The 25462-nt window shown below is 74.9% G+C and carries 22 protein-coding genes; 13 read left to right on the forward strand and 9 right to left on the reverse strand.

Translation table 11 applies throughout. The annotated features are described in order from the left end of the window. Window positions 1-18: 18 nt before the first annotated feature. The gene (locus P9841_RS06605) at window positions 19-1272 is read right to left on the reverse strand and encodes an MFS transporter (RefSeq protein WP_283321238.1); all 1254 of its coding nucleotides are present in this window, start codon (window positions 1270-1272) and stop codon (window positions 19-21) included. Window positions 1273-1642: 370 nt separating this feature from the next. Between P9841_RS06605 and P9841_RS06610 the strand changes: the two genes are divergently transcribed. The 8 genes from P9841_RS06610 (at window position 1643) to P9841_RS06645 (ending at window position 10440) form a co-directional block, all read left to right on the forward strand. After that, complete coding sequence (locus P9841_RS06610; protein ID WP_283321239.1) at window positions 1643-2818, forward strand: acyl-CoA dehydrogenase family protein; 1176 nt, start codon at window positions 1643-1645, stop codon at window positions 2816-2818. A gap of 20 nt (window positions 2819-2838) precedes the next feature. After that, window positions 2839-4119 (forward strand): CaiB/BaiF CoA transferase family protein, encoded by a 1281-nt coding sequence (locus tag P9841_RS06615; protein WP_283321240.1) that lies wholly within the window; start codon window positions 2839-2841, stop codon window positions 4117-4119. A gap of 77 nt (window positions 4120-4196) precedes the next feature. Continuing rightward, a complete protein-coding gene (locus tag P9841_RS06620; RefSeq protein WP_283321241.1) occupies window positions 4197-5339 on the forward strand; it encodes an acyl-CoA dehydrogenase family protein in 1143 nt (380 codons plus the stop codon). Continuing rightward, a complete protein-coding gene (locus P9841_RS06625; RefSeq protein ID WP_283321242.1) occupies window positions 5339-6637 on the forward strand; it encodes an FAD-dependent oxidoreductase in 1299 nt (432 codons plus the stop codon). The genes P9841_RS06620 and P9841_RS06625 overlap by 1 nt, the downstream gene beginning before the upstream one ends. Beyond that, complete coding sequence (locus P9841_RS06630; protein WP_283321243.1) at window positions 6634-6936, forward strand: ferredoxin family protein; 303 nt, start codon at window positions 6634-6636, stop codon at window positions 6934-6936. Before P9841_RS06625 ends, P9841_RS06630 begins: the two co-directional genes overlap by 4 nt. Window positions 6937-7000: 64 nt before the next feature. Beyond that, on the forward strand, window positions 7001-8623 hold the full coding sequence (locus P9841_RS06635) for an AMP-binding protein (protein WP_283321244.1): 1623 nt from the start codon (window positions 7001-7003) through the stop codon (window positions 8621-8623). Window positions 8624-8666: 43 nt separating this feature from the next. Further along, on the forward strand, window positions 8667-9449 hold the full coding sequence (locus P9841_RS06640; protein ID WP_283321245.1) for an electron transfer flavoprotein subunit beta/FixA family protein: 783 nt from the start codon (window positions 8667-8669) through the stop codon (window positions 9447-9449). Window positions 9450-9459: 10 nt separating this feature from the next. Next, window positions 9460-10440 (forward strand): electron transfer flavoprotein subunit alpha/FixB family protein, encoded by a 981-nt coding sequence (locus tag P9841_RS06645; RefSeq protein ID WP_283321246.1) that lies wholly within the window; start codon window positions 9460-9462, stop codon window positions 10438-10440. Window positions 10441-10684: 244 nt separating this feature from the next. Here the strand turns inward: P9841_RS06645 and P9841_RS06650 are convergent, their stop codons facing one another. Next, on the reverse strand, window positions 10685-12772 hold the full coding sequence (locus P9841_RS06650; protein ID WP_283321247.1) for an oxidoreductase: 2088 nt from the start codon (window positions 12770-12772) through the stop codon (window positions 10685-10687). A 381-nt stretch (window positions 12773-13153) separates the two neighbouring features. Beyond that, window positions 13154-13855 carry a TetR/AcrR family transcriptional regulator gene (locus P9841_RS06655; protein ID WP_283321249.1) on the reverse strand — a complete coding sequence of 234 codons (702 nt, stop codon included), beginning with the start codon at window positions 13853-13855 and terminating at the stop codon, window positions 13154-13156. 127 nt (window positions 13856-13982) lie between these two features. Between P9841_RS06655 and P9841_RS06660 the strand changes: the two genes are divergently transcribed. Together P9841_RS06660 and aroD are read left to right on the forward strand one after the other, a co-directional pair. After that, on the forward strand, window positions 13983-14861 hold the full coding sequence (locus P9841_RS06660; RefSeq protein WP_283321250.1) for a shikimate dehydrogenase: 879 nt from the start codon (window positions 13983-13985) through the stop codon (window positions 14859-14861). A 19-nt stretch (window positions 14862-14880) separates the two neighbouring features. Next, a complete protein-coding gene (gene aroD, locus P9841_RS06665) occupies window positions 14881-15663 on the forward strand; it encodes a type I 3-dehydroquinate dehydratase (RefSeq protein WP_283321251.1) in 783 nt (260 codons plus the stop codon). 161 nt (window positions 15664-15824) lie between these two features. Here the strand turns inward: aroD and rsmI are convergent, their stop codons facing one another. Then, the gene (gene rsmI / locus P9841_RS06670) at window positions 15825-16682 is read right to left on the reverse strand and encodes a 16S rRNA (cytidine(1402)-2'-O)-methyltransferase (protein ID WP_349306934.1); all 858 of its coding nucleotides are present in this window, start codon (window positions 16680-16682) and stop codon (window positions 15825-15827) included. A gap of 65 nt (window positions 16683-16747) precedes the next feature. Between rsmI and P9841_RS06675 the strand changes: the two genes are divergently transcribed. Next, window positions 16748-18598, forward strand: coding sequence for a dolichyl-phosphate-mannose--protein mannosyltransferase (locus P9841_RS06675; protein WP_502848613.1), 1851 nt, complete (start codon window positions 16748-16750; stop codon window positions 18596-18598). A gap of 12 nt (window positions 18599-18610) precedes the next feature. On the opposite strand, the gene P9841_RS06680 is transcribed toward P9841_RS06675, so the two are convergent. Further along, complete coding sequence (locus tag P9841_RS06680) at window positions 18611-20089, reverse strand: beta-N-acetylhexosaminidase (RefSeq protein ID WP_283321254.1); 1479 nt, start codon at window positions 20087-20089, stop codon at window positions 18611-18613. Between the two features lie 307 nt (window positions 20090-20396). Between P9841_RS06680 and P9841_RS06685 the strand changes: the two genes are divergently transcribed. After that, complete coding sequence (locus P9841_RS06685; RefSeq protein WP_283321255.1) at window positions 20397-21500, forward strand: DUF4349 domain-containing protein; 1104 nt, start codon at window positions 20397-20399, stop codon at window positions 21498-21500. 87 nt (window positions 21501-21587) lie between these two features. On the opposite strand, the gene P9841_RS06690 is transcribed toward P9841_RS06685, so the two are convergent. The 4 genes from P9841_RS06690 to P9841_RS06705 all read right to left on the reverse strand — a co-directional run bounded on the left by P9841_RS06690 (window position 21588) and on the right by P9841_RS06705 (window position 24535). Next, on the reverse strand, window positions 21588-22619 hold the full coding sequence (locus tag P9841_RS06690) for a bile acid:sodium symporter family protein (protein ID WP_343300579.1): 1032 nt from the start codon (window positions 22617-22619) through the stop codon (window positions 21588-21590). Window positions 22620-22695: 76 nt separating this feature from the next. Then, window positions 22696-23253, reverse strand: coding sequence for a dihydrofolate reductase family protein (locus P9841_RS06695; RefSeq protein ID WP_283321256.1), 558 nt, complete (start codon window positions 23251-23253; stop codon window positions 22696-22698). A 49-nt stretch (window positions 23254-23302) separates the two neighbouring features. Beyond that, the gene (locus P9841_RS06700) at window positions 23303-23854 is read right to left on the reverse strand and encodes an isochorismatase family protein (RefSeq protein WP_283321257.1); all 552 of its coding nucleotides are present in this window, start codon (window positions 23852-23854) and stop codon (window positions 23303-23305) included. An 18-nt stretch (window positions 23855-23872) separates the two neighbouring features. After that, window positions 23873-24535 carry a GNAT family protein gene (locus tag P9841_RS06705; protein ID WP_283321259.1) on the reverse strand — a complete coding sequence of 221 codons (663 nt, stop codon included), beginning with the start codon at window positions 24533-24535 and terminating at the stop codon, window positions 23873-23875. A 91-nt stretch (window positions 24536-24626) separates the two neighbouring features. Between P9841_RS06705 and P9841_RS06710 the strand changes: the two genes are divergently transcribed. Further along, complete coding sequence (locus P9841_RS06710) at window positions 24627-25229, forward strand: winged helix-turn-helix domain-containing protein (protein ID WP_283321260.1); 603 nt, start codon at window positions 24627-24629, stop codon at window positions 25227-25229. Window positions 25230-25462 lie beyond the last annotated feature (233 nt).

Consider the following 25462-nt stretch of genomic DNA (forward strand, 5'->3'; position numbering starts at 1 on the left):
GGTCGGGTGCGGCCGCCCTCAGGCGGCGACGACCGCGGGACGGGACTCGGCGGCCACGGACCGGGGGAACACCCGGCGGTGCCGCATCAGCACCAGGACGCCGAGCAGGACCGAGGCTACCGAGACGACGAGGCCGACCCACACGACGTTCGTGTAGCCGGACGCCTTGGTGGCGGCGCCGTCGACGAGCCAGCCGGACAGGTACGGCAGCACGAAGGCGGCGAGGCCGGACGCGAGGCCGATCATCGAGGTGACGACGCCCTTGCGGACCGGGAAGAACTCGGCCAGCACGACGACGGTCAGCTGGAACAGGCCGCCGGCGGCGAAGTAGCCGATGGCGAACGCGAGGAACGGGTACAGCGTGGCGTTCTGCACCGTGACCATCAGCAGGTACGCGAGCGCCGCCGCCACCGGGTTGACGATGAGGAACGTCACCGGGCGGAACTTCTTGGCGACCAGGCTCGCGGTGATGAACACGCCCGCGAACGACCCGATGGCGTACCAGGAGATGAGGCCGCGGGCGGAGCCCTCGCTCATGCCGGCCATGTACTGCCCGGCGGACGGCAGCGAGTTCTGCGCGAGCCAGAACATCGACGTCGCGGTGAAGCCGAACAGGACGAGCGCGATGCCCTCGACGCCGAGCTTGGCCCCGGTGTCGCCGGCGCTCTCGGCGTTGGCCTCGATGCGGGCCTTCTGCTCGGCGGCCAGCGCCTTGTAGTCCGGGAACGGCACGCGCAGCATGACGACGAACACCACGACGAGCACGACGGCCGCCCCGATGAACGGCAGGCCCCAGAAGTGCCCGGAGGCGGCGAGCCACGTGATGATGAGCGGCAGCACGAGCTGACCGGCGGCGATGGCGGCCTTGACGAGCATGTTCGCGGAGCCGGCCTTGTCCGGGTAGGACTCCATGAGCGTCGGGTAGGTGCCGACGTCCATGATCGCGTTGGCGAGGCCGAACCAGACGGCGAGCGCGAAGCCGACCTGCCACGTCGGGCTGACGAGCATGCCCACCATGAACAGCGTGTACATGCCGAGCGACGTCAGCACCATGAAGCGGCGGCCGACGCGGTCGGACAGGAACCCGGCGAACGACGGGCCGATGATCTTGCCGATGCCGATGCCGGAGATGGCCATCAGCACGTTGCCCTCGGTCGAGCCCCACTGCTCCTGCAGGTGCGCGGAGTTCTGGGACATGATGATGACGGCCATGCCGTAGAGGAAGAAGTACAGGTACACGGACCCCGCGGTGGGGGCGTAGCGGTTCTTCATGTCGAGCCTTTCGAGCGACGCTGCTGCAGAAGGGCACGCGCCGGGGGGTCGGCGCCCCGAGGGGGCGGTCGGCTGAGGAGCTCAGTCGTAGGTACTCACTCGGTAGTACATAATCGGTCCTCCCCCGGCCCGCGGCAGGGCCCTAGGTCCCGAGTTTGAGCGCGGCGTCACAAAGTCACCCGCGACGGGCGTCTACCCCCATCCGCAGCGCCCTGACCTGCGACATCGCCCATCGAGCACGCGTGCGGGGACGTTGGTCCCTGGCACCTCACGGCCGGGGTGCGAGGCTGTCCACGAGTTTGTACGAACTAGTGAGTACGACGACGCCGTCGTTCCGCGCCGTCGGCCCACGCCATCGAGGAGGATGCCCGTGCTCGACCACAAGCCCGCCACCGACGAGGAGTTCCAGCAGTACCTGCGCGAGATCCGCGAGCTGGCCGAGGGCCCGTTCGACGAGATGCAGAAGGAGATCGAGCACACCAACGTCTTCCCGGACGAGTTCTTCGAGCTCGGCAAGAAGCACAACCTCTACCGGTTCTACCTGCCGGAGCAGTACGGCGGCTGGGGCCTGACGACCAAGCAGATCTTCCAGGTCCAGGAGGAGTTCTCCCGCGGGCCCGGCGGCATGCGGATGCACCTGCACCACGCGGCCGGCCTCAACTGGCGGATCATGGACGACTTCGGCCAGGAGGAGCTCAAGACCTGGGCGATGCCGCGGTTCGCGGACAAGACGCTGTACATCAACTTCGCGCTCACCGAGGCCGAGGCCGGCTCCGGCGCCGACATCAAGACCTCCGCGGTGCGCGACGGCGACGACTGGGTCATCAACGGCGAGAAGACCCTCATCTCCCACACCGACTGCTCCGACGGCACCTACCTCATCACGCTCACGAACCCCGAGGCCGACAAGGACCACCGCCTCACCGCGTTCTTCGTCCCGACCGACACCCCCGGGTACGAGATCGTCGAGATGGAGCACATGATGGGCTGCCGCGGCGCCGGTCACGCCGGCCTGCGGTTCACCGACTGCCGCGTGCCCGACAGGTACCGCCTCGGCGAGGTCGGCGAGGGCTACCACGTCGCGATGTTCTCGCTCGGCCTGTCCCGCGCCCACATCGCCGACTCCAACCTCGGCATGGCCCAGCGGATGCTCGAGATCTCCGTCGCCCGCGCCAAGGACCGCGTCACGTTCGGCAAGGTGCTGGCCAGCCGCCAGGAGATCCAGCACATGATCGCCGAGTCCGGCACGCACATCTACGCGCTGCGCCAGATGGTCCACGACACCGCCGACCGCTACGACCGCGGCGAGGAGGCCGACACCCACGCGGCCATGTGCAAGCTGTTCTCGATCCGCACCGTCAAGCTCGTCTCGGACAACATGCTCGAGATCCTCGGCGGCATCGGCTACTTCGAGAACTGCGAGTACGGACCCGTCGAGCGCCTGTACCGCGACTGCCGCGCGATGTGGCTCGAGGAGGGCCCTCCCACGGTCCAGCGCATCACCGCGGCGCGCGGGCTGATCGCCACCGGCGGCGACACCTTCTGACGGGCGGGGGGAACCGGACGATGAAGCCGCTCGCAGGTCTGCGCGTCGTCGACATGACGGCGTTCCTGGCCGCCCCCACCACCCAGCGCGTGCTGGGCGAGTGGGGGGCGGACGTGATCAAGGTCGAGCCGCCGCGGGGCGACCCCGGCCGCACCCAGGGCACCGTCTTCGGCACGCCGTGCACGGACGACGAGAACCCCGGGTTCGACATGGCGAACATGAACAAGCGGTTCGTCACGGTCGACCTGCGCACGCCCGGCGGGCGCGAGGTCATGGACCGGCTGCTGGCGGACGCCGACGTGTTCGTGACCAGCACGCGGGTCCGCTCCCTGGCGAAGCTGGGGTACGACTTCGACACGCTGCACGCCCGGTTCCCCCGCCTCGTCATGGCCCAGGTGCTCGGCTTCGGCGCCGAGGGGCCGCTCAAGGACGCCGCCGGCTTCGACATGACCACCTACATGTCGCGCGGCGGGGTCCTCGCCACCACCCGGGACCGCGAGGGCACCGCGATGCTGCCGCCGTCGGGGTACGGGGACTTCCAGGTCTCGTTCGTGCTCGCCGCCGGCATCCTGGCCGCGCTGCTGCAGCGGGACCGCACCGGCCAGGGCGACTACGTCACGGCCAGCCTGCTGCACTCCGGGGTGTTCATGCTCAACCAGGCGATGATCGCGGCGCAGTACGGCGCCGAGTACCCCAAGGCGCGGCGGGCCGTCACCAACCCGTTCAACAACACCTACCTCGGCTCGGACGGCGGCCTCATGGCCCTGTGCGTCGCGGAGTACGACCGGGACTACGACGCCGTCATGCGCGTGGTCGGCCGCGAGGACCTGGTCGGCGACCCGGTGCTCGGGGTGTGCGCGGACATGAACGCCGCCGGGCGCAACGCCGAGGTCGTCGACGCGCTCGACGCCGCGTTCGCCCGCCGGCCCGCGGCCGACTGGCTGGCCGCCTTCGGCGCGCTGGACCTCCCGATCGCCCCCTGCCAGCTCCCCCGGGACGTCTACGACGACCCGCAGGCGCAGGCCAACGACGTGCTGCGGACCGTGACCTACCCCAACGGCGCGCAGCGGATGCTGCCGACCAACCCGGTGCGGTTCGCCAGCCAGGGCCACCCCGAGCTCACGCTGTCGCGGCCGCAGGGCGCGGACACGCAGGCCGTGCTCGCCGAGCTCGGCTACACCCCCGCGCAGGTCGCCGACCTGCTGGCCGCCGGCGCCGTGCACGGTCCGGCCGCGCCGTCCGCACCCGCGGCACCGGTGGCGCCCGCGGCACCCGCCGCGCCGGCGCCCGCCGCCCCCTGACCGTCCCCGTCCCCCGCGCCCCCGCGTCCCCTCGTCCCCCACCCCGCCGTGCCGGCGGGCAGCAAAGGAGCACACCCGTGGCCCTCATCCTCACCGAGGAGCAGTCCGAGCTCGTCGCGATGGTCCGTGAGTTCGTCCAGAAGGAGGTCGCGCCGCACATCGGCGCCGCCGACAAGGCCGGCGAGCTGCCGCCCGGGTTCTTCGGGCCCGCGTTCGAGATGGGCCTGCACATGCTCGAGATCCCCGAGGAGTTCGGAGGCGGCGGCCTGGACTTCGCGACCACCGCGATGGTGTTCGAGGAGCTCGGCAAGGTCGACGCCGGCTACGCGATCACCCTGGTGTCGACGTTCGTCGCGCTGCGCAACGTCATCCTCGCCGGCACGCCGGAGCAGGCCCAGCTGTTCGCCGACCTGGTGGCCCCGGGCGGCCTCGGCGCGTTCGTGCTGTCCGAGCCCGGCGCCGGGTCGGACGCCGCCGCGATCCGCACCACCGCGGTGCGGGACGGCGACGAGTACGTGCTCAACGGCACCAAGACCTGGATCACCAACGGCGGCATCGCGAAGGTCTACGCCGTGCTCGCCAAGACCGACCCGGCCGCCGGCCACCGCGGCATCTCGTGCTTCATCGTCGAGACCGACCGGCCCGGTGTCTCCTGGGGCACCCACGAGGACAAGTGCGGCCTGCGCACGTCCAACACCTGCGACGTCGTCTTCGACGAGGTGCGCGTCCCGGCCGACCACCGCGTCGGCGCCGAGGGCGAGGGCTTCCGGATCGCCATGCGCGGCCTGGACTTCTCGCGCGCGTTCATGGCGACGATCTGCGTCGGCATGATGCAGCGCGCCCTGGACGAGGCCGTCGCCTACGCGAGGCAGCGCGAGCAGTTCGGGCAGCCGATCATCGAGTTCCAGCTCGTCCAGAAGCTGCTCGCCGACATGGCCGCGCAGACCGAGGCCGCCCGCTGCCTCGTGCACAACACGATGCGCCTCATGGACGCCGGCCTCCCCGTCACCAAGGAGGGGGCCATCACCAAGATGCTCGTCTCCGACATGCTGCAGGACGTCGTCAGCAAGGCGATCCAGGTGCTCGGCGGCAACGGGTACACCAAGGAGTACCCGGTCGAGAAGATCTTCCGGGACGCCAAGGTCTTCCAGATCATGGAGGGCACCAACGAGATCCAGGCCCTGGTCATCGGCCGGGCGCTGGCGCGCGAGTCGGCCTGATGGACGAGGAGGTCTTCGACGCGATCGTCGTCGGCGGGGGCTTCGCGGGCCTCGCCGCGACCTACCGGCTGGCGCAGGCCGGCCGCTCCGTCCTGCTGGTCGAGCGCGGCGCCACGTGCGGCTCCAAGAACCTCACCGGCGGCCGCCTCTACACCTACGCGCTGCAGGCGCTGCTCGGCGACGACTGGCGCGAGGCCCCCCTCCAGCGCCGGGTCACCCGCGAGATCATCTCGCTGCTGACCGAGCAGGACGCGGTGAACATCGACACCACGCTCGGCTCCGCGCCCGAGGAGTCGTACACCGTCCTCGCCACGCCGCTGCTGGAGTGGCTGGCCGCCCGGTGCGAGGAGGCCGGCGCGATGGTCGTCACCGCCACCACCGTCGAGGGCCTGCTGGTCCGCGACGGCGTGGTCCGGGGCGTGAAGGCCGGCGAGGACGAGCTCGAGGCGCGCGTCGTCATCGACTGCGAGGGCATCAACCCGCTGCTGCTGGAGCGCGCCGGCCTGATCCGGCCGCTCGACCCGCACGCCGTGGCGGTCGGCGCCAAGTACGTCTACCGGTACGGCTCCGGCGAGGAGGTCGACCGCATCTTCGGCGTCCGGCCCGGCGAGGGCGCCGCGGTGCTCGGCATGGGCGCGGTCACCCGCGGGGTGTTCGGCGGCGTGTTCTGCTACTCCAACGCCGACTCGGTGTCGCTGGGCCTGGTGCTCGACTCCGTCGCGTGGAAGGAGTCCGGGCACTCGCTGCTCGACACCGCCGAGGCGCTGCACGAGCACCCGGCGATCGGCCGCTACGTCGCCGGCGGGGAGCTCGTCGAGTACGGCGCCCACCTGGTCTACGAGGGCGGGTACGACACGCTGCCCGAGCTGTCCGGCGCCGGCTGGCTGGTCTGCGGCGACGCGGCAGGGCTGTGCCTCAACCGCGGCTTCACGATCCGCGGCATGGACTACGCGGTCATGAGCGGGATCGCGGCCGCGGACGCCGTGACCGGGGCGCTGGACGCCGCGGCCGGCACCGGGCCGCTGGGCGCCGCCGCGCTGTCCGGGTACCGCGAGCGCCTGGAGGCCGGGCTGCTGCGCGACTTCCGGGCGACGCGGGGCGCGCACGACTGGATGGCCGCGACGACCGACCTGTTCACCGTCTACCCGCAGCTCGCCGTCGACGCGATGACCGGGCTGTACCACGTGGGCCCCGAGCCGCTGACGCCCGTCGCGTCGACGCTGTGGCGCGCCGCCCGCCAGATCAAGAAGCCGGTGCGGACCGCCCGCACCCTGCTGAAGGGAGTGCGGACGCTGTGACCCGCCCCGTCGACGTGCTGCTCGCGGCCACCCGGTTCGAGACCGACGAGCACCACCCGCACATCGTCATCGACCCCGTCGCGTGCCGCACCTGCCCCTCGGACCGCGCCTGCGCGACGTCCTGCCCGGCGCAGCGCTACGCCTGGGACGACGCGGCCGACGTCATGTCGTTCGACCACGTCGGCTGCCTGGAGTGCGGCAGCTGCCGGCTGGTGTGCGACCGGCTGCGCACCGGGGCGCCGGGCTACTCCTGGGACTACCCGGCCGCCGGCGCCGGCGTCTCCTACCGGCAGGGCTGAGGCGGTGGGGCACCAGGGCGCGCCGGGGCGGGCCGTCCCGCGCGGCGTGCGCGGGACGGCCGTCGTGAGCCCCGCCCGGCGGGCGGAGCTGCGGCGCGCGGGGCTGTGGGGCGACGCGTCGCTCGACGACTACTGGCGGCTGTCCGTGCTCGCCGGGCCCGAGCAGGAGGCCGTCGTCGACTCGCGCGGCGCCCGGCTCACCTACGCCGAGGTGGACGACCGCGCCGCCCGCATCGCCACCTGGCTGAGCGGGCACGGCGTCGGCCGGGGCGACGTGGTCTCGGTCCAGCTGCCGAGCTGGGCCGAGATGGTCTGCGTGAACGCGGCCTGCCTGCGCATCGGCGCGGTCGTCAACCCCGTGCTCACCGCGTACCGCGAGACCGAGCTGCGCGAGGTGCTCACCCGCAGCCGGTCGCGCGCGCTGCTCGTCCCGACCCGGTTCCGGGGGGCCGACCTCGAGCCCGTCGCCGCGCGGCTCGCCGCCGAGCTGGACCACCTGGTCGCCGTCGCCGCCGTCCCGCACAACGGCCGGCCCGCGACAGCGGTGCCCGACCTGGCGGACGTCGTCGCGACCCACGAGCCGCTGCCCGAGGACCTGCGGCGGCCGGGGCGCGGCGAGGACGTGGCCGCCGTGCTGTTCACCTCGGGGTCGGAGGCCCGGCCCAAGGGCGTGCTGCTGTCCCACGACAACGTGCTGTCCGGGGAGCGGGGGTTCGCGCGCATGCTCGGCGTCGGCCACGGCGACCGGGTGCTCATGCCCGCGCCGCTCGGCCACGCGACCGGGTACCTGCACGGCCTCACGCTGCCGTACCTGGTGGGCGGCACCGCGCTGCTGCTCGACGTGCCGACCGGGCCGTCCGCGGTCGCGATGGCCCGCGCCGAGGGCGCCACGTGCGGCATGGCCGCGGCCAGCGTCGTGCGGTGCATGCTCGACTCGTGCGACCCGGGCGAGCGCGTCGCGGAGCACCTGCGGTTCCTGTGCTGCGGCGGCTCCCCCGTGCCGCGGTCGCTCGCCCGCGAGGCGCTCGACCACGGGGTCCGGCTGCTCAGCGTCTACGGGTCCACCGAGAGCGCCCCGCACACCCTCACCACCCCCGCCGACGACCTCGAGCGGGTGCTCACCACCGACGGCCGCCCCGTGCCCGGCGTCGAGGTGCGCGTCGTCGACCCGGTGACCCGCGAGCCGCTGCCGGTCGGTGAGGTCGGCGAGGCGGCGTCCCGCGGCCCGCAGGTGTTCTGCGGCTACCTGGACGACCCCGCGCTCACCGCCGCGGTGCTCGACGCCGACGGCTGGTACTACTCCGGCGACCTCGCCCGGCTCGACGCCGACGGCTACCTCCGCATCGTCGGCCGGGCCAAGGACGTCATCATCCGCGGCGGCGAGAACATCTCCGCCGCGGAGGTCGAGCAGGTGCTCCGGGAGTGCCCCGGGGTGCGCGACGCCGCGGCCGTGGCGATGCCCGACCGCCGGCTCGGCGAGTGCGTGTGCGCGTACCTCGTGCTCGAGCCCGGGGTGCCCGCCCCGGACGTCCCGGCGCTGCGCGAGCAGTTCCTGGCGCGCGGCCTGGCCAAGTACAAGATCCCCGCGCACGTCGAGGTGGTCGACGCCCTGCCGCTGTCCCCCGCCGGGAAGGTGCGCAAGGACGTGCTGCGCGAGCGCGCCGCGGCCCTCGTCCCCGTCGGCTGACACCGCCTCCGCGAACGGCAGTACCCGAGAGAAGGAAGAAGAGATGCAGATCGCAGTCCTGGTCAAGCAGGTGCCCGACGACCTCGCCGGCGCGCGCCTGACCGCGGCCGGCGTGCTCGACCGGGCCGCCGGTCCCGCGACCACCGACCCCGTGGACCGCAACGCCCTCGAGGCCGCCGTCGCGCTGGCGGAGGCCGCCGGGGACAGCACCGTGACGGTCGTCGCGATGGGTCCGGCGTCCGCCAAGGCGGTGCTCAAGGAGTGCGTGAGCGTCGGCGCGACCGCCGGTGTCCACGTCAGCGACGAGGGCCTGGCCGGCTCCGACGCGCTCGCGACCGCGCGGGTGCTCGCCGCCGCCGTGCGCCGCCTCGGCCCGGTCGACCTGGTCCTCGCCGGCGCGCGGTCGTTCGACGGCGCCACCGCCGCGGTGCCCGCCATGGTCGCCGAGCTGCTGGACCTGCCGCAGGTCACGACCGTCACCGCGATCGAGGCCGAGCCCGGCGCGCTGGTCTGCACCCAGGTGCTCGAGGACGGGCACGCCCGCGTGCGGCTGCCGCTGCCCGGTGTCGTGTCGGTCGACGAGTACGTGAACACCCCGCGGTACCCGTCCGTGCGCTCCAAGCTCGCCGCCAACAAGGCGGTGTTCGAGGTGCTGACCGCCGCGGACCTCGGCGTCACCGAGGTCGGCCCCGACGCCGCCCGCGCGGTCGTCGTCGCCACCGCGGAGCCGCCCGCCCGGGAGCCCGGGCAGCGCATCCAGGGCACCGACGCCCGGGACACCGCCGAGAAGCTGGTCGCCGCGCTCGCCGGCGCCGGCGCCCTGTGAGGAGGACGAGATGAGCTGCACCCTGTGGGTCCTGGTCGAGTCGGAGCGCGGCGTCGCCGCCGACGCGAGCCTGGCCGTCGTGACCGAGGCGCGCCGCCTGGCGGACGCGTGCGGCGGCACCGTGACCGCGGTGGCCGTCGGCGAGGACCTGGACGACGTCGTCGCCCGGGCCGGCGCCGCGGGCGCGCACACCGTCCGCCGCGTGTCCGGCGGCTACGCCGACTACGCCACCGAGCCGTGGACGGCGGCGCTGCACACCCTGCTGACCACGCACGCCCCGACCGCGCTGCTGGTCGCCGCGACCACCCGCGGGGCGGACGTCGCCCCCCGGCTCGCCGCGCGCCTCGGCACGGGCCTGGTCACGGACTGCGTGGCGCTCGAGTGCACCGGTGACGGACTGCTGGGCGTCAAGACCGTGCTCGGCGGCGCGGCCGTCACCCGCAGCCGGGTGCGGGACGCCGTCGCCGTGCTCACCGTCCGCCCGGGCGTCCTGCCGCCCGCCGCCACCGACGGGACCGCTGCCGAGGTCGTCGTCGAGGACCTCCCGGCCGCCCCCTCGCGCACCACGCTCGTGGAGCGTGTGCCCGCGGAGGACACCGGCGAGGTCGCGCTCGAGGACGCCCGCATCATCGTCTCCGGCGGCCGCGCGATGGGCGGGGCCGACGGGTTCGGCGTGCTGCGCGAGCTCGCGACGGCACTCGGCCCCACCGCGGCCGTCGGCGCCTCCCGGCCCGCAGCGGACTCCGGCTGGGTGCCCGTCTCCCTCGAGATCGGGGTCTCCGGCAAGAAGGTCGCCCCCGACCTGTACCTGGCCTGCGGGATCTCCGGCGCCAGCCAGCACCTCGCCGGCATGTCCGGCTCCCGCACCGTCGTCGCGATCAACAAGGACCCGGAGGCGCCGATCTTCGGCGTCGCGGACTTCGGCGTCGTCGGCGACCTGTTCGAGATCGTGCCCGCGCTGACCGAGGCGGTGCGCGCGCACCGGGGATGACGCGTCCCGCACGCGGAGCGGCCCCGTCACCCCGGAGGGCGACGGGGCCGCCCTGCATCCGCGCCCGCTCCCCCCGCCGGCTCGTCGACTCGTCGAGAGGGCAGTAGATGGGGGTTCGAGTCCACGAACGCCCCATCTACTGCCCTCTCGACGACGGCGGACGCGGCTGGACCGCGCGGACGCGGGTGGCCGGGTGGTCGCGGGCCGGCGCCGCGGTCAGCGCGGTGCGGTCAGCGCGGTGCGGTCAGCGGGGTGCGAGGACGCCGCGGGCCTCGAGCGTCAGGAGCACGTCGCGGCCGCCCGCCGTGGCGTCGATGATCTTCGCGCCGCCCGACGAGTCGCCGACGTCGAGCACGTCCACGTCCGTCCCGCGGAACGCGCCGGCCAGCTCGCCGTGGCTCGTGCGGTCGCCGCGCATGCCCAGGCACACGTAGGTCGCCGCACCCTCGAGCCGGCGCCGGGACCCGTCGGGGTCCTCCACCTCGACCCAGCCGTCGCCGACCTCCGTCAGCGACGTGCGCGTCAGCACCGTCACGTCGTGCCGGTCGAGCATCTCCCGCATCTGCATCGCGGTGATGAGGTCGAGGTCGCCGGCGACCCGGTCGAGCCGCTCGACGAGCGTGACCTCGGCGCCCGCGGCGACGCAGGCCTCCACGACGTCCAGGCCCACCGCACCGGCACCGACCACGACGACCGGCTTCCCGGCGAGCGCGGGGAGGTCGTCGACGCCGGCCGTGGCGCCGAGGATCGAGAAGACCTGCGTCCCCGGGACGTCCACGCGGTCGAGCAGGCCGGGGACGGGCGGCAGCAGCGGCTGCGAGCCGGTCGCGTTCACCACGACGTCGGGCGCCAGCTCGCGCACCAGGTCGACGGTCGCCGGCGTCGCGGTGCGGATCTCCACGCCGGCGCGCGCGGCCCGCCGCACGAGGTGGTCGAGGAACGTGGCGATGCGGCGCTTCGCGGGCAGCCGGACGGCCTCCCCGACCACGCCGCCGACGACGTCCCGGGCCTCGAGCAGCACCACGTCGCACCCGACCTCCGCGGCCGTGCACGCCGCCTCGAGCCCGCCGACGCCGCCGCCGACCACGACCACGCGCGTCGGGGCGGTCACCCGGCGACGCAGGTAGTCCTCGTGCCCGACGATGTCCGGGTTCACGGTGCAGCGGATCGGGCGGTCCAGCCGGATGCGGTGGTCAGCGCAACCGATGTTGCAGGAGATGCAGTCGAGGATGCGGTCCGCGCACCCGGTCGCGACCTTGCGCACCCACCACGGCTCGGCGATGAGCCCCCGGCCGATCGCCACCAGGTCGGTGTCGCCCTCCGCGACGACGCGCTCGGCGACCGCGGGGTCGCGGTAGTTGCCGCTGGAGATCGTCGGCCTGCCGAACTCCTCGCGGAACACGCGTGCCATGCCGGCGCGCCAGCCGTCCGGGAGGTCCATGCGGTCGATCTGGTACTGCAGGTTGCCGGCGAGCGCCGCGGACACGTCGATGACGTCGACCTCGTCGACCAGGTGGCGCATCAGCTCGACCGAGTCGGCCACGGTGTTGCCGCCCGCGACCAGCTCGTCGGCGCTGATCCGCAGCATCACGGGATACGTGGGGCCGACGGCGGCGCGGACCGCCTCGAGGGTCTCCCGGACGAGCCGGGCGCGGTTCTCGGGGGTGCCGCCGTAGGCGTCGGTGCGGTGGTTGTACAGCGGCGACAGGAACTGGCAGAGCAGGTACGAGTGCCCGGCGTGCAGCTCGACGGCGTCGAACCCGGCGCGCTTGGCCCGCAGCGCCGCGGCGGCGTACTGCGCGGGCACCTCGGCGATCTGCTCGGGCGTCATCGGCACGGGGACCGGTCCGCCGGGCTTGGACGGGACGTCGGAGGCCGACAGCGCGGGCACCCCGGTCCGTGCGGGGCTCGCGGAGGCACCCGCGTGGTTGAGCTGGATCGCGGCCTTCGCGCCGTGCCGGTGCAGGCGCTCGGTCAGCTCCCACAGCCGCGGGACGTAGCGGTCGTGGTCGATGCGGAGCTGGGTGGTGCCGTTCGACCCGGCGGGGAAGGCCACGCAGATGTTCTCGACGATGATCAGGCCGGTGCCGCCGCGGGCGCGCTGCTCGTAGTAGTCGAGCTGGGTGTCGGAGACCGTGCCGTCGGGCATGGCCATGTTGGTGCCCATCGGGGGCATGACCACGCGGTTGCGCAGCGTCATGGACCGGACGCTCAGCGGGGACAGCAGGTGCGGGGTCGCGGGCGCGGCCGGGCGGGGGTCGACCCGCACGGTCAGGGGCGCGGGCCGGGTGCGGTCCGCGGTGGCGGACGGGGCAGGGGGCGCGACGGTCACGAGAGGTCCTCTCCGCGGCGGGCTGGTAAGTACCGATCTGGTTAGTTACTACGGTGGCGCGCGGCGGGCCCGAGGGGATGGGTAGGAGGTCCCAGACTTTGTGACAGGTTTCCCGTACGCGGACGGACGGCGGGCGGGGGGTGCCCGGAGCGGGCCGAGGTCGTCAGCCAGGGCCGAGGTGGTCATCCGCGGCCGAGGTCGTCAGCCAGGGCCGAGGTCGTCACGTCCACCTGACGACCTCGGCCCGACCTGACGACCTCGACGGGTCCGGCGCGTGGCGCCGGTGGCCGAGCGGAGGGCTGCGGCGCGGCCTGGGTCGGCCGGCGGCCGGGCGGCGGGCGTCAGCCCGGGGACGGAGCCGTCAGCCCGGGGCGGCGGGGGTCAGGCCGGGGTGGCGAGGACCAGGCGCAGGACGGTGTCCTCGACGAGGGCCCGCACCTGCGGGCGCGTCTCCTCGGCGAGCATGTCGCGGCCGAACAGCTCCCGGAACGTCGAGCGGTTGGCGGTGCGGAAGAACGCGAGCGCGCTGATCACCTGGTGCACGTCGAGGGCGGACGGCGCGTCGGGGCCGTCGCGGAACACCCCGGACGCCCGGCCGCGCGCCAGCACGTCGTCGAGGATCTCGAGCGCGACCTGGTTCACCTCGCGCGTCTCGGCGTCGAGGTGGCCGATCATCCCCTCCTCGAGGAGGTTCTCGAACAGCACCAGCCGGACGAACGGCTCGTGGGTGGCGTCGTAGCAGAGCGTGGAGCGCACGAGCTCGCGCAGCGCGTCCTCGGGCGGCAGGTCCTCGAGGTGCAGCGACCGCTCCCGGTCCCGGGTGCCGCGGTACGACTCGACGAGGGCGGCGCGGTACAGCCCGTCCTTGGAGCCGAAGTAGTAGTAGATCATCCGCTTGGTGGTGTGGATGCGCTCCGCGATGGCGTCCACGCGCGCCCCGAGGAGGCCGCGGGCGGAGAACTCCTCGATCGCCGCCCCGAGGATCTCCTTGCGGGTCCGGTCCGCGTCGCGGGTGCGCGGCACCGCGGCACCGCCCGCCCCCGCGTCCCCGGAAGCCCCGGCCCCCTGCCCCGCGTCGGTCATCACCGCACCCCTCGCCTGATCGCCCTGCCTGGACCGACGCATCATCGCAGGACCATGGGCCCGGATCCGGGATCGAAGTCCCGTCAGAATGAACTAACGAGTACGTCCACGAAGCACAGGAGTCCCGATGCCCGACGGAACGATCCGCGCCATCACCGGCCACACCGAGCTGCTCGGCCTGATCGCCTACCCGATCCGGCACAGCCTGTCGCCGCGGATGCACAACCTCGCGCTCGCCGAGCTCGGCCTCGACTACGCGTACCTCGCCTTCGAGGTCGACAACGACGGCCTGGCCGACGCGGTCACCGGCCTCAAGGCCCTGCGGGTGCGCGGCTGGAACGTGTCGATGCCGAACAAGATCGCGATCGTCCCGATGCTCGACGACCTGTCCCCCGCCGCGCGCCTCGTCGGCGCGGTCAACACGGTGGTCAACGACGGCGGCCGCCTCACCGGGCACGTGACCGACGGCACCGGCTACATGACCGCCCTGCGGGAGGCCGGGGTCGACCCCGTCGGGCAGCGGATCACCCTGATCGGCGCCGGCGGCGCGGGCACCGCGATCGCCGTCCAGGCCGCCCTCGACGGCGTCGCCCGCATCGACATCTTCAACCGCCGCGACGCCGTCTGGCCGGTCGCCGAGCACACCGTGCGCACCATCGCGGAGCACACGGACGCGACCGCCGTGCTGCACGACCTGGACGACCTCGACGACTTCCGCGCGTGCGTCGACGAGTCCGTCGTGCTGGCGAACGCCACCAACGTCGGCATGGGCGCCCTGGCGGGGCTGAACCCGCTGCCGGCGGCCGACGTGCTGCGGCCGGACCTGTTCGTCTCCGACGTCGTCTACAGCCCGCCGCGCACGCCGTTCCTCGAGCAGGCGGAGGCCGCCGGGTGCCGCACCATGAACGGACTCGGCATGATGCTCCACCAGGGCGCCGCGGCGTTCGAGCTGTGGACCGGCAAGCCGATGCCGGTCGAGCACGTGCGCGCCGAGCTGTTCGGCTGAGACGCCCCGAGGAGGAGCCATGACCAGCACGCCGACCCCTGCACCCACGCCCGTCACCGTGCGCGGCACCACGATCGGCGGCGGCCGTCCCGTCGTCGTCGTGCCGCTGACCGCCGCCACGGTGGAGGAGCTGCTCGCCGAGGCGCGCACCGTCGTCGCGGCGGGCCCGGACGTCGTGGAGTGGCGCGTCGACCACCTCGGGCGCGGGGTCGTCGGCCCCACCGAGGCGACCGTCGCGGGGCGCGCGCTGCGCGAGGCGCTGGGCGACCTGCCGCTGCTCGCCACCATCCGCACGACGGCGGAGGGCGGGCTCGCGGCCGTCGCGGACGACGAGTACGTCGCGATCTACCGTGCGGTCGTGGCGGCCGGCGTCGCGGACCTCGTGGACGTCGAGGTGATGCGGTCGCAGGAGGCCGTCGCCGAGCTGGTCGCGCTGGCGCACGCCGCCGGGGTGGCGGTCGTCGCGTCCAACCACGACTTCGACGCCACACCCCCGCGCGAGGAGATCGTCCGGCGGCTGCACCTCATGGCCGACCGGGGCGCGGACGTCGCGAAGATCGCCGTGATGCCCCGCGACGCGGACGACGTGCTGACGCTGCTCACCGCCACGCGGGAGGCGTCCACGCAGCTCGCGGTGCCGCTCATCACCATGTCGATGGCCGCCACCGGTGTGGCGTCCCGCCTGGTCGGCGGCGTGTTCGGCTCCGCGGCGACGTTCGGCACGGTGGGGCGGGCCTCGGCGCCCGGGCAGGTCGAGGTCGGCGCCCTGCGCGCCGTGCTGGACCTCGTGCACCCCGCCTGACCGGGGCCGCCCACCCGGGCGGCCCTCCACGACCCCGGTCGGTGCACACCCCCGTCGCCTGCCGGAGCACACGGCCCGCCGGTCGCACTGCCCGCGACCGGCGGGCCGTCCCGCGTCACCGGCCCTCGACCGCCGCGATCAGCGCGACCGCACCGCCGCCGTCAGCGCGACCGGGCCGCGAGCGCCGCCGCGTACAGGTCCCGCTTCGGCACGCCCGCGACCTGCGCCACCTCGGCGACCGCGTCCTTGAGCCGCTCCCCCGCGTCCGCGCGCGCCAGCACCTCGGCCACCAGGTCCGCCGTGGACGCGACCTCGCGCGCCGGGGCACCGGCGACGACGACGGCGATCTCGCCGCGAACCTCCCGCGACGCCGCCCAGTCGGCGAGCGCCCCGAGCCCGTCGCGGACGACCTCCTCGTACGTCTTGGTGAGCTCCCGGCACACCGCGGCCGGGCGGTCCGCCCCGAACGCCGCCGCCATGTCCGCGAGCGTCGCCGCGAGCCGGTGCGGTGCCTCGAAGAACACCAGCGTGCGGGGTTCACGCTCGAGCGCGGCGAACGCCCGCGACCGCTCGCCGGGCCTGCGGGGCGGGAAGCCCTCGAAGCAGAACCGGTCCGTCGGCAGCCCGGACAGCGCGAGCGCGGTGAGCACGGCGCTCGGCCCGGGCGCGGCGGTCACGGTCAGGCCGGCCTCCACGGCGGCCGCGACGACCCGGAAGCCCGGGTCGGACACCGCGGGCATGCCCGCGTCGGTGACCACGAGGACCGTGCCGCCGCCGGCGACGACGTCGAGCAGCTCCGGCGTGGTCGCGGCCTCGTTGTGCTCGTGGTGGCTCACCACGCGCCCCCCGACGGTCACCCCCATGCGCGCGGCGAGCGCCCGCAGCCGCCGGGTGTCCTCCGCGGCGACGACGTCGGCCTCCGCCAGCAGCCGGCGCAGCCGCGGGGAGGCGTCCTCGACGTCGCCGATGGGCGTCGCCGCGAGCACGAGCCGGCCGGCGCCGGTGGCAGAGGGGGTCACGTCGACCAGCCTGCCACCTCCTCGGTGCGCGGACTCCCAGGTGGCGCCGAGCGGCCGCCCCTACGATGGCGGACGTGCCGCAGCCCGACGAGACGCCCGCGCCGCAGGCCGTCCCGCCGGGGCCGGCAGAGGCGCGGCCCCGCGCGCCCCACCGCTGGGACCCGGTGACGGCGCCGGAGCCGGAGACCGCCCCCGTCACGGCGGACGCCCACGGCCCCGCGGTCGGGTCCGACCCGGCCGACCCAACCCGTCCGGCCGGCCCGACGGACCCGGCCGGGCCGTCCCTGCCGCGCCGGGCCCACGCCGCCGACGACGGCGGGGACGAGGCCGCGCTCTCCACCCACGACCGGCTGCTGGTCGCCCTGCTGGGCACCCGGACGCTGCTGCTCGGGGCGACGCGCCGCGCGCGCGTGACCGGCTGGCTGTGGCCGCTCGCCGTCACGGTGCTCGGCGGCGTGCTGCGGTTCTGGCGGCTCGGGACGCCGCACGAGCTGGTCTTCGACGAGACCTACTACGTGAAGCAGGCGTACTCGCTGCTCGTGCAGGGCTACGAGGGGTCGTGGGGCGACGACGCGAACCCGCTGTTCGCCGCCGGCGACGGCTCGGCGCTGAAGGAGCAGGCCGAGTACATCGTCCACCCGATGGTCGCGAAGTGGCTGATGGCGCTCGGGATCCACGTGGGCGGCGGCATCGGCTCGTCGGCCGCGTGGCGGCTCGCGTCCGCGGTGGCGGGCACCCTCGCCGTGCTGATGGTGGCGCGCATCGGCCGGCGGCTCTTCGCGTCGACGGCGCTCGGCACGCTGGCGGGCCTGTTCCTGGCGGTGGACGGCGAGGGCATCGTCCACTCGCGCACGGGGCTGCTGGACGGGTTCCTCATGGTGTTCGCGCTCGCGGCGTTCGGCGCGCTGCTGCTGGACCGCGACCAGGCGCGCCGCCGGCTCGCCGCGCGGACGGCCGCCGTGCTCAACTCCGGCGCCGCCCTGGGGATGGGCCCGCGGCTCGGGTGGCGCTGGTGGCGGTTCGCGGCGGCCGTGCTGCTGGGCCTGGCGATCGGCACCAAGTGGTCCGGGCTGTACTTCCTGGCCGTCTTCGGGCTGCTGTCCGTCGCGTGGGACGCGTCCGCGCGCCGCACCGTCGGCGTCCGCCGCTGGCCGCTCGCCGCGCTGTGGCGCGACGCCGTCCCGGCGGGTCTCGTCATGGTGCCGACCGCGGCGCTCGTCTACGTCGCCACGTGGTGGTCCTGGTTCGTGCACCCCGGGGCGTACCTGCGGCAGTGGGCCGTCGAGCACCCCGGCGAGGGAGTGACGTGGCTGCCGCCGGCGCTGCGGTCGCTGTGGCACTTCCACACGCAGATGTGGGACTTCCACACGCACCTGACCTCGGAGCACGCCTACGCCGCCCACCCGCTGGGGTGGATCGTGCAGTGGCGGCCGACGTCGTTCTACTACCCCGACGCGGTGTCGGGGCTGACCGGCGCGGCCGCGCGGGACGCCTGCGGCGCGGACGCGTGCTCGCAGGCGATCACGTCCCTCGGGAACCCGGTGCTCTGGTGGCTCGGCGCGGTGGCGCTCGTGGTGGCCCTGGTGGTCCTCGTCGTGCGCCGCGACTGGCGCGCGGGCGCCGTGCTGTCCGGCGTCGTCGCGGGCTGGCTGCCCTGGTTCGCCTACGCGCACCGCACGATCTTCACGTTCTACTCCATCGCGTTCGCGCCGTGGGTGGTGCTCGCGCTGGTCTACGTGCTGGGGCTGCTGCTGCAGTCGCGCGACGACGTGCAGCGCCGGCGCGGGATCGCCGCGACGGTCGCCGTGACGCTGGTGGTGCTCGCGGTCAGCGCGTTCTTCTACCCCGTGTGGACGGCGTGGGTCGTGCCGTACGACTTCTGGCACCTGCACATGTGGCTGCGGTCCTGGATCTAGGGGCGGCCCGCGTCAGCCGACGTGCCAGTCCACCTGCGGGCTCGGGTACCAGGCGAGGCCCTGCGCGTCCCACCGCGGGCCGTGCGCGGCGACGCGCGCGCGGAAGTCCTCCCAGTCGCGCTGCTCGGGGCGCGTCCACGCCACCTCGGCCACGGCGGCCAGCCGGGGCAGCAGCATCGTCATGAGGTCGTCCAGGCTGCGCAGCGTCTCGGTCCACACCGTCGCCTCCACGCCGATGACCGAGCCCTCGGGCAGGCCCGGGACCAGCGCCGTCGGCTCCCAGTCGTAGGCGTCACGCAGCTCGATGTGGCCGGCCCACTCCAGGCCCAGCGGGGTGTCGGCGTCGTACTTCATGTCCAGGTACGCCTTCGACCCGGGGCTCATGAGCAGCCGGGCACCCGCACGCGCGGCCGCGACGAACGGCGCCGGGTCCATCCGGGTGTCCCAGTACTGCACGACGGTGCCGGGCTCCAGCGGGGTCGTCGCGATCTCCTGCCAGCCGACGACCTGCTTGCCTGCGGACCGGACAGCGTCGGAGGCCATCGCGACCAGGCGCGCGTACTCCTCGTGCCCCATCGTGAGCACCTCGTCGCCGCCGATGTGCACGTACTCCCCCGGCGTCACGGCCGCGACGTCCCCGAACACGTCCCGCAGGAACGGCTCGGTGGCCGGCAGGTCCGCCGCCAGCTTGCTGAAGCCCACGTCGATCCCCGTGTACGCCTCGGTCGGCTCGCCCTCGGGCGTCAGCTCGCCGTACGCGTGCAGGGCGGCGTTCACGTGCCCCGGCACGTCGATCTCCGGCACGACGCGCACCCCTCGCGCCGCGGCGTACGCCACGAGCGCCTCGTACTCCTCGGTCGTGAAGAATCCGCCCGGGTCGCCGTCGACGGCGGTGCCGCCCGAGCGCGCCGCGAGCGCCGGGCGGGACGGCAGGTCGAGGCGCCACCCCTGGTCGTCCGACAGGTGCAGGTGCAGCACGTTGAGCTTGTACGCGGCCATCAGGTCGACGACGACGCGCAGCTCGTCCGGCCCGAAGAAGTGGCGGGCGACGTCGACGGAGAGCCCGCGCCAGCCGTGCGCCGGCGCGTCCTCCACCACCACCGGCGGCGCCACGAAGGCGCCGTCCTCCCGGCGCAGCAGCTGCTGCAGGGTCGCGAGCCCGCGCACGAGCCCCTCGGGCGAGCCGGCGGACACCTCCACGCGGTCCGGGTCCACCTCCACGCGGTACTCCTCCGCGCCCAGGCCCTCCGCCAGGCGCAGGGCCACGTCGCCGGGCTGCGTAGGCTCCGCGACGTCGCGGTACCGCACCTCGACGGTCGCGCCGGTGGCGCGGCTCAGGACCTCCGCCGCCAGCACGCCGAGCGAGACCTCGGCCGGGGAGACGCCCACGGTGACGGTGGTGCCGGCCGAGACGACGAACGGCGCCCCGTCACCCACGCGCACCGAGCGGGGAGCAGGGACCAGTCGCAGGCTGGTGGCGGGAGCGGGCACGGGAGTCCTTCCGGACGACGGGACGACGACGGGCGCACTCCGGCCCGGCCCCCGGGACCAGTGTGCCGCCTCGGAGCCACCGCCGGGGGCGACGCGCGGGAGGCGCGGGACGCGGCGAGCGGGCCCGCGACCAGCGCGTCCGCGAGGGTCGGCCACCGGTCCGTGCCTGCCGCTGGGAGCCGGCTGGTCACGGGCCGGACGCGGCCGGGTCACGGACCGGACGCGCTCGGGGCGCCACGGCAACGATCCGGTCTCCTTCCGTCCGGAACGCCCCCGCTGCGGGCACGCGCCCCACTACCGTCCAGCCATGCGGGCACTGGTCGGACGGGACGTGACAGGGCACCCGGTGGCGCGCGGCCGCCGGGGCGCCACGGTGGGACCGCGCGCCGGGCGGCCGGGCGGGTGGCGGGACCGACGTGCGGCGCGCGCCGCCCTCGGCCTCACGCTGCTCGCGGTCCTCGTCGCCGGCTGCAGCAACGGCGGGGCCGACTCCGGCGGGGCGTCGATGACGGACACCCGCGCGTTCTCCGGCGAGGACTCCGTCTCCGGCGGGGGCGACGCGGGCGCGGCAGCGGCCGACGTCGGGGACGACGCCGCGGCCGACCCCGGCGCGGACGCCGCGGGGCGCCAGGTCGTCACCACCGGCGACGTCGCGCTCACCGCGTCCGACCCGCGCGGCGCGGCCGACGGGGTCGTCGCCCTGGTGGAGGAGGCCGGCGGCCGGGTGGACGCGCGGCAGGAGTCCTCCGCGCGCGCGGAGGACGGCACCGACGCGTCCGCCAACCTCACGGTGCGGGTGCCCGCGGACGACGTGAGCGACCTGCTCGACGCGCTCGAGGACCTCGGCGACGTGCAGGACGTCGACCTCCGGTCCGAGGACGTCACCGCGGCGGCGCAGGACCTCGACGCCCGCATCCGGGCGATGCGGCTGTCGGTCGCCCGCATGGAGGACCTGCTCGCCGGTGCCGCCACGCAGGCGGACGTCATCAGCGCCGAGAACACCCTGACCGAGCGGCAGGCGGCCCTCGAGCAGCTGGAGTCCCAGCGGGCGCGCGTCGCCGAGCAGGTCGCGCTCTCCACCCTGCACGTCATGATCTGGAGCGACGGCGCGCCCGCCCCCACGACGGACGAGCGGACCGGGTTCCTCGGCGGGCTGGCGGCCGGCTGGGAGGCGCTGGTCGGGGTGCTCGGCGTCGCGCTGCTCGTGCTCGGGGCGCTCGTGCCCTGGCTCGCGGTCGCCGCCCTGGTGGTCGCCGCGGTCGTCGCGGTGCGCCGGGTGCTGCGGCGCCGGGGCGCGCTGCGGGGGCCGGACGCGGGCGGGCCGGACTCGGGCGGGCCCGACGCCGGGGAGCCCGGGGGCGGCACGGCAGGCCCGCACGAGCCGGCCGTGGTGGGCGGCGCGCGGGACTGACGGCGGCCGGCCCGACCGGTCGGGCGGGCACGCGGGTCGGCGGGCACGCAGATCGGGCCGGCCCGACGGTTCGGGCGGGGACGCGGGTCAGGCGGGGACGGTCGCCCGCTCGTCCTCCGGGTCGGTGGCGGCCAGCCGGCGGGCGATCACCGCGCACGTCGCGAGCTGGAGCTGGTGGAACACGATCACCGGCAGCGCGACGCCCGCGGCCGCGACCGGCCCGAACAGCACGCTCGCCATGGGCAGGCCGGTCGCGAGGCTCTTCTTGGAGCCGCACATGAGCAGCGCGATGCGGTCGCGGCGTCCGAGGCCGAGCAGCCGCCCCCCGGTCCACGTCGCCAGCAGCATGAGGGCCAGCAGCACCGCGCACACCACGAGCAGCACCGCGAGCACGCCCACGGTGAGGTCGTCCCACACGCCCGACCGCTCGGCCTCGGACACGGAGCCGTACGCGACGAGCAGGATCGTCCCGCGGTCCGTCAGCAGGGTCACCGGCCGGTGCGAGCGCACCCAGCCCCCGATCCACGGCTGCAGCACCTGCCCGGCGACGAACGGCAGCAGCAGCTGCAGCAGCGTGGCGCCCGCCGAGCCGCCGACGGGCCCGCCGGCGCGGGACATCAGCAGGCCCACCAGCAGCGGGGTCAGCACGATGCCGAGCACGTTCGACACGGTCGCCCCGGTGATCGCGCCGGCGATGTTGCCGCGGGCGATCGACGTGAACACGACGGACGACTGGATGGTCGACGGCAGCAGCGACAGGTACAGCAGGCCGGTCTGCAGGTCGCCCGGCAGCACCGACTCGGGCAGCAGCTGCGCGGCGAGCCCGAGCACCGGGAACAGCACGTACGTCGAGGCGAGCATCCCGCCCTGCAGCCGCCAGTTGCGCAGCCCCGCCCAGACGTCGCTGGTCGCCATGCGCGCGCCGTAGAGGAAGAACAGCAGGACGACGGCGCCGGTGGTGACGTGGTCGAGCCCGGTCGCGAACCCGCCGGACGCCGGGGCCAGCAGCCCCAGGACGAACACGGCGACGATCATGACGACGAGGGGGTCCACCCACGTCCGGACGGCGGACCGGGCCCGGGACCACCGGCCCGGTCGGGTCGGGGTCGCGTCGGGCACCGGGACATTCTGCCACCGGCGGGTCCGCCACCCCGCCGGAGGGCGGGACCGGCCCCGTCCTGCGCCGGGCGGCCGGTCAGCCCACCGGGACGACGTCGTAGGTCAGGTGGGCGAACTGCCCGAACTGCTCGACCGTGCGCAGCCGCAGGCGGTCCGCCCCGACCGTCCGCGGCAGCACCGGGGCCCCGCCGGTGAGGGCGGCGGGTGCGACGGAGAGCTGCACCTCGTCGAGCGCCCCCGCGTCGAGGAGCTGACCGGCCAGGTCGCCACCGCCGACGAGCCACGCGTCCCCGTCACCCGCCGCCTCCCGGATGCGCGGCAGCACCTGCGCCACGGGCCCCCGCACGAACCGCACGTCGACGCCCTCGGGCACCGGCAGCTCGCGGGTGGTGAAGACGAACAGGGGCCGCCGGCCGAAGTACCCGGGCCACCGCTCCGGGTGCGCGACCAGGTCCTCGTGCTCGACCACCCACTCGTACGTCGTGGACCCCAGCACCAGCACGGTCACGCCGGCCAGGAACGCCTCCTGGTCGGGCGCCACCGAGTCGTCCACGGCGAACAGCCAGTCGAGGGAGTTCCGCTCGTCGGCGATGTACCCGTTGAGGGTCGTGGCGGTGTTGTAGATCGTCCTCATCGCGCGACCGTAGCGCCGGGGTACGACACCCCCGGGCGGCGGTCGACGGTCAGAACCCGACGGCGTCGGGGGTCACGGACCGGCCGCGCCGCCCCGGCCACTCCATGCCGGACGCGGCGACGGAGTCGAGGAACCCGATGACGACGGCCGGCTCCGGCAGGCCGTACTCGGAGAGGTCGACCATGGTGTGGGCCCCCGCGACCAGCGCGACGTCGTAGCCGCGCACCACCGCGCTGTGCAGGGTGCAGCGGATGCACTGCTCGCTCGACGCCCCGACGAGGACGATCTCCGCCGTCCCGAGCCCGGCGAGGGTCTGCTCCAGCGTCGTGCCGGCGAACGCGTCGCCGAACGACTTCTCCACGAGGGCCTCCCCGTCGGCCGGCCCCAGGCCGTCGACCCACTGCCAGGGCGGCGTGCCCCGGACGAGCTCGTCGTCGTGGTGCTGGACCCACACGACCGGGACCCCGGCGGCGCGGGCCCGCGCCACCAGGTCGGTGACGGTGGCGAGGACCTCCTCGCGCCGGTGGGCGCCGTCGATCACGCCGTGCTGCAGGTCGACGACCACCAGTGCGCGGCCGTCCCGTCCCTCGAGGGTGGACATGCGTCTCCGTTCCCGTGCCTACGCCTGGGCGCCCCGCGGCTGCGAGGGCTCCACGACCCGGCGGACCAGCCAGGCCCACGTGCCGAGCTGCCGCACCCGCTCGAACCCGTGCTCCTCGAAGAGCTCGACGGAGGCGACGAACAGGAACCGGCCGTGCGCGACCCGCCCGGCCGTGATCTCGGGGGTGGCCTCGACGGTGCCGCCGCCCTCCCGGCCGATCATGTCGAGCGCGCCGGCGAGGGCGGCCCGGGCGATGCCCTCGCGGCGGTGGCGCGTGTCGGTGTAGAAGCAGGAGATCCGCCAGTCGGGGGGCGTCGACGGCTCCTTCTCGTACGCCCGCCGGTGCTGCGCGAGCAGCGGCAGCTCGTCGAGCCGGCCGTACTTGGCCCAGCCCTGGGCGTGACCCTCCTCATCGAGCACGAGCGCCGCGTGCGCCCGTCCGGCGCGCACCAGCTCCTCCTTGGTCGCGCGCTTGTCGATCCCGCGGACCTCGTGGAACGACCGCCCCTCGGGCGTCGCGTGGTGGCCCAGGCACCAGCACCCGCCGAACACGCCGCCGTTGCGCTCGACCAGCTCGGCGAAGGCGTCCCAGGTGTCCCCGTCGAGCGGGCGCACCGTCCAGGGGGGCGTCGCGGCCCCGCGCCCGCTCGCGGCGGTGCCGGCCTGCGTCTCGGCGACCATGTCGCACCTCCCCCGGGGCGCCGGCCCCGCGTAGGCTCGTCCCGACTGATCCACTTCCTTGGATCAGTCAGCGTAGAGGAGTGATCCACCGATGTCGAGCAGTCAGCAGCTCCCCGGGTACCCGCTCGCCGACCGGCAGGTGGTCCGCGACCCGCAGCAGGTCCGGGCGATCTTCCACCCCCTGCGCGAGGTGCTGCTGGAGCTCCTGCTCGAGCGGGCCGCGAGCGTGCAGGAGCTCGCCGCGGCCGCCGGGAGGCCCAAGAGCACCGTGGCCCACCACGTCAAGGTGCTCGCGGACGCCGGCCTGCTGACCGTGGTCCGCACCCGGACGGTCCGCGGGCGCGAGGAGTCGTTCTACGGCCGGACCGCCCGGCTGTTCACCGTCGGGGACGTCCGGGTCGAGCCGCGCGCCGACACCCCCGGCTTCTTCGAGGCCGCCGCGCGCGACGCGGAGGCGGCCGTCCGCGACGACGACCTGCGCGGCCTCACCCGCTACGCCTGGATCGACGCCGGGCGGGCCGCCGAGTTCTGGGACCGCGTCCTGGACCTCGTCGGGGAGTACGCACAGCTGCCGCGGACCTCCGCCGGGTCACGCGCGTACGCACTGCTGACCGCGATGTACCCCACCGAGCACCCGCGGCTCGCGCCCGAGGAGGAGCCCGCCCCGCAGGAGCCGGAGGCCGGGGGGAACTGAAGCCGGGGACGGCCGGCGCCAGACGCGCGGCGCCGGACGCACGCGCCGGATGCACGAAGGGCCCGCCGTGACCGGCGGGCCCTTCGTGTGCTGCTGGTGGAGCTGAGGGGATTCGAACCCCTGACCTTCTCATTGCGAATGATAGCCTGGGGTTGATGGTCGGCAGGCGAATGTGACGCTGACCTGCAATAACGGTAGCCCTGCCCCCGCCCGGCGGAGAGTGCTAATGTCCC

The organism is Cellulomonas sp. ES6, from assembly GCF_030053835.1.
GTDB lineage: Bacteria > Actinomycetota > Actinomycetes > Actinomycetales > Cellulomonadaceae > Cellulomonas.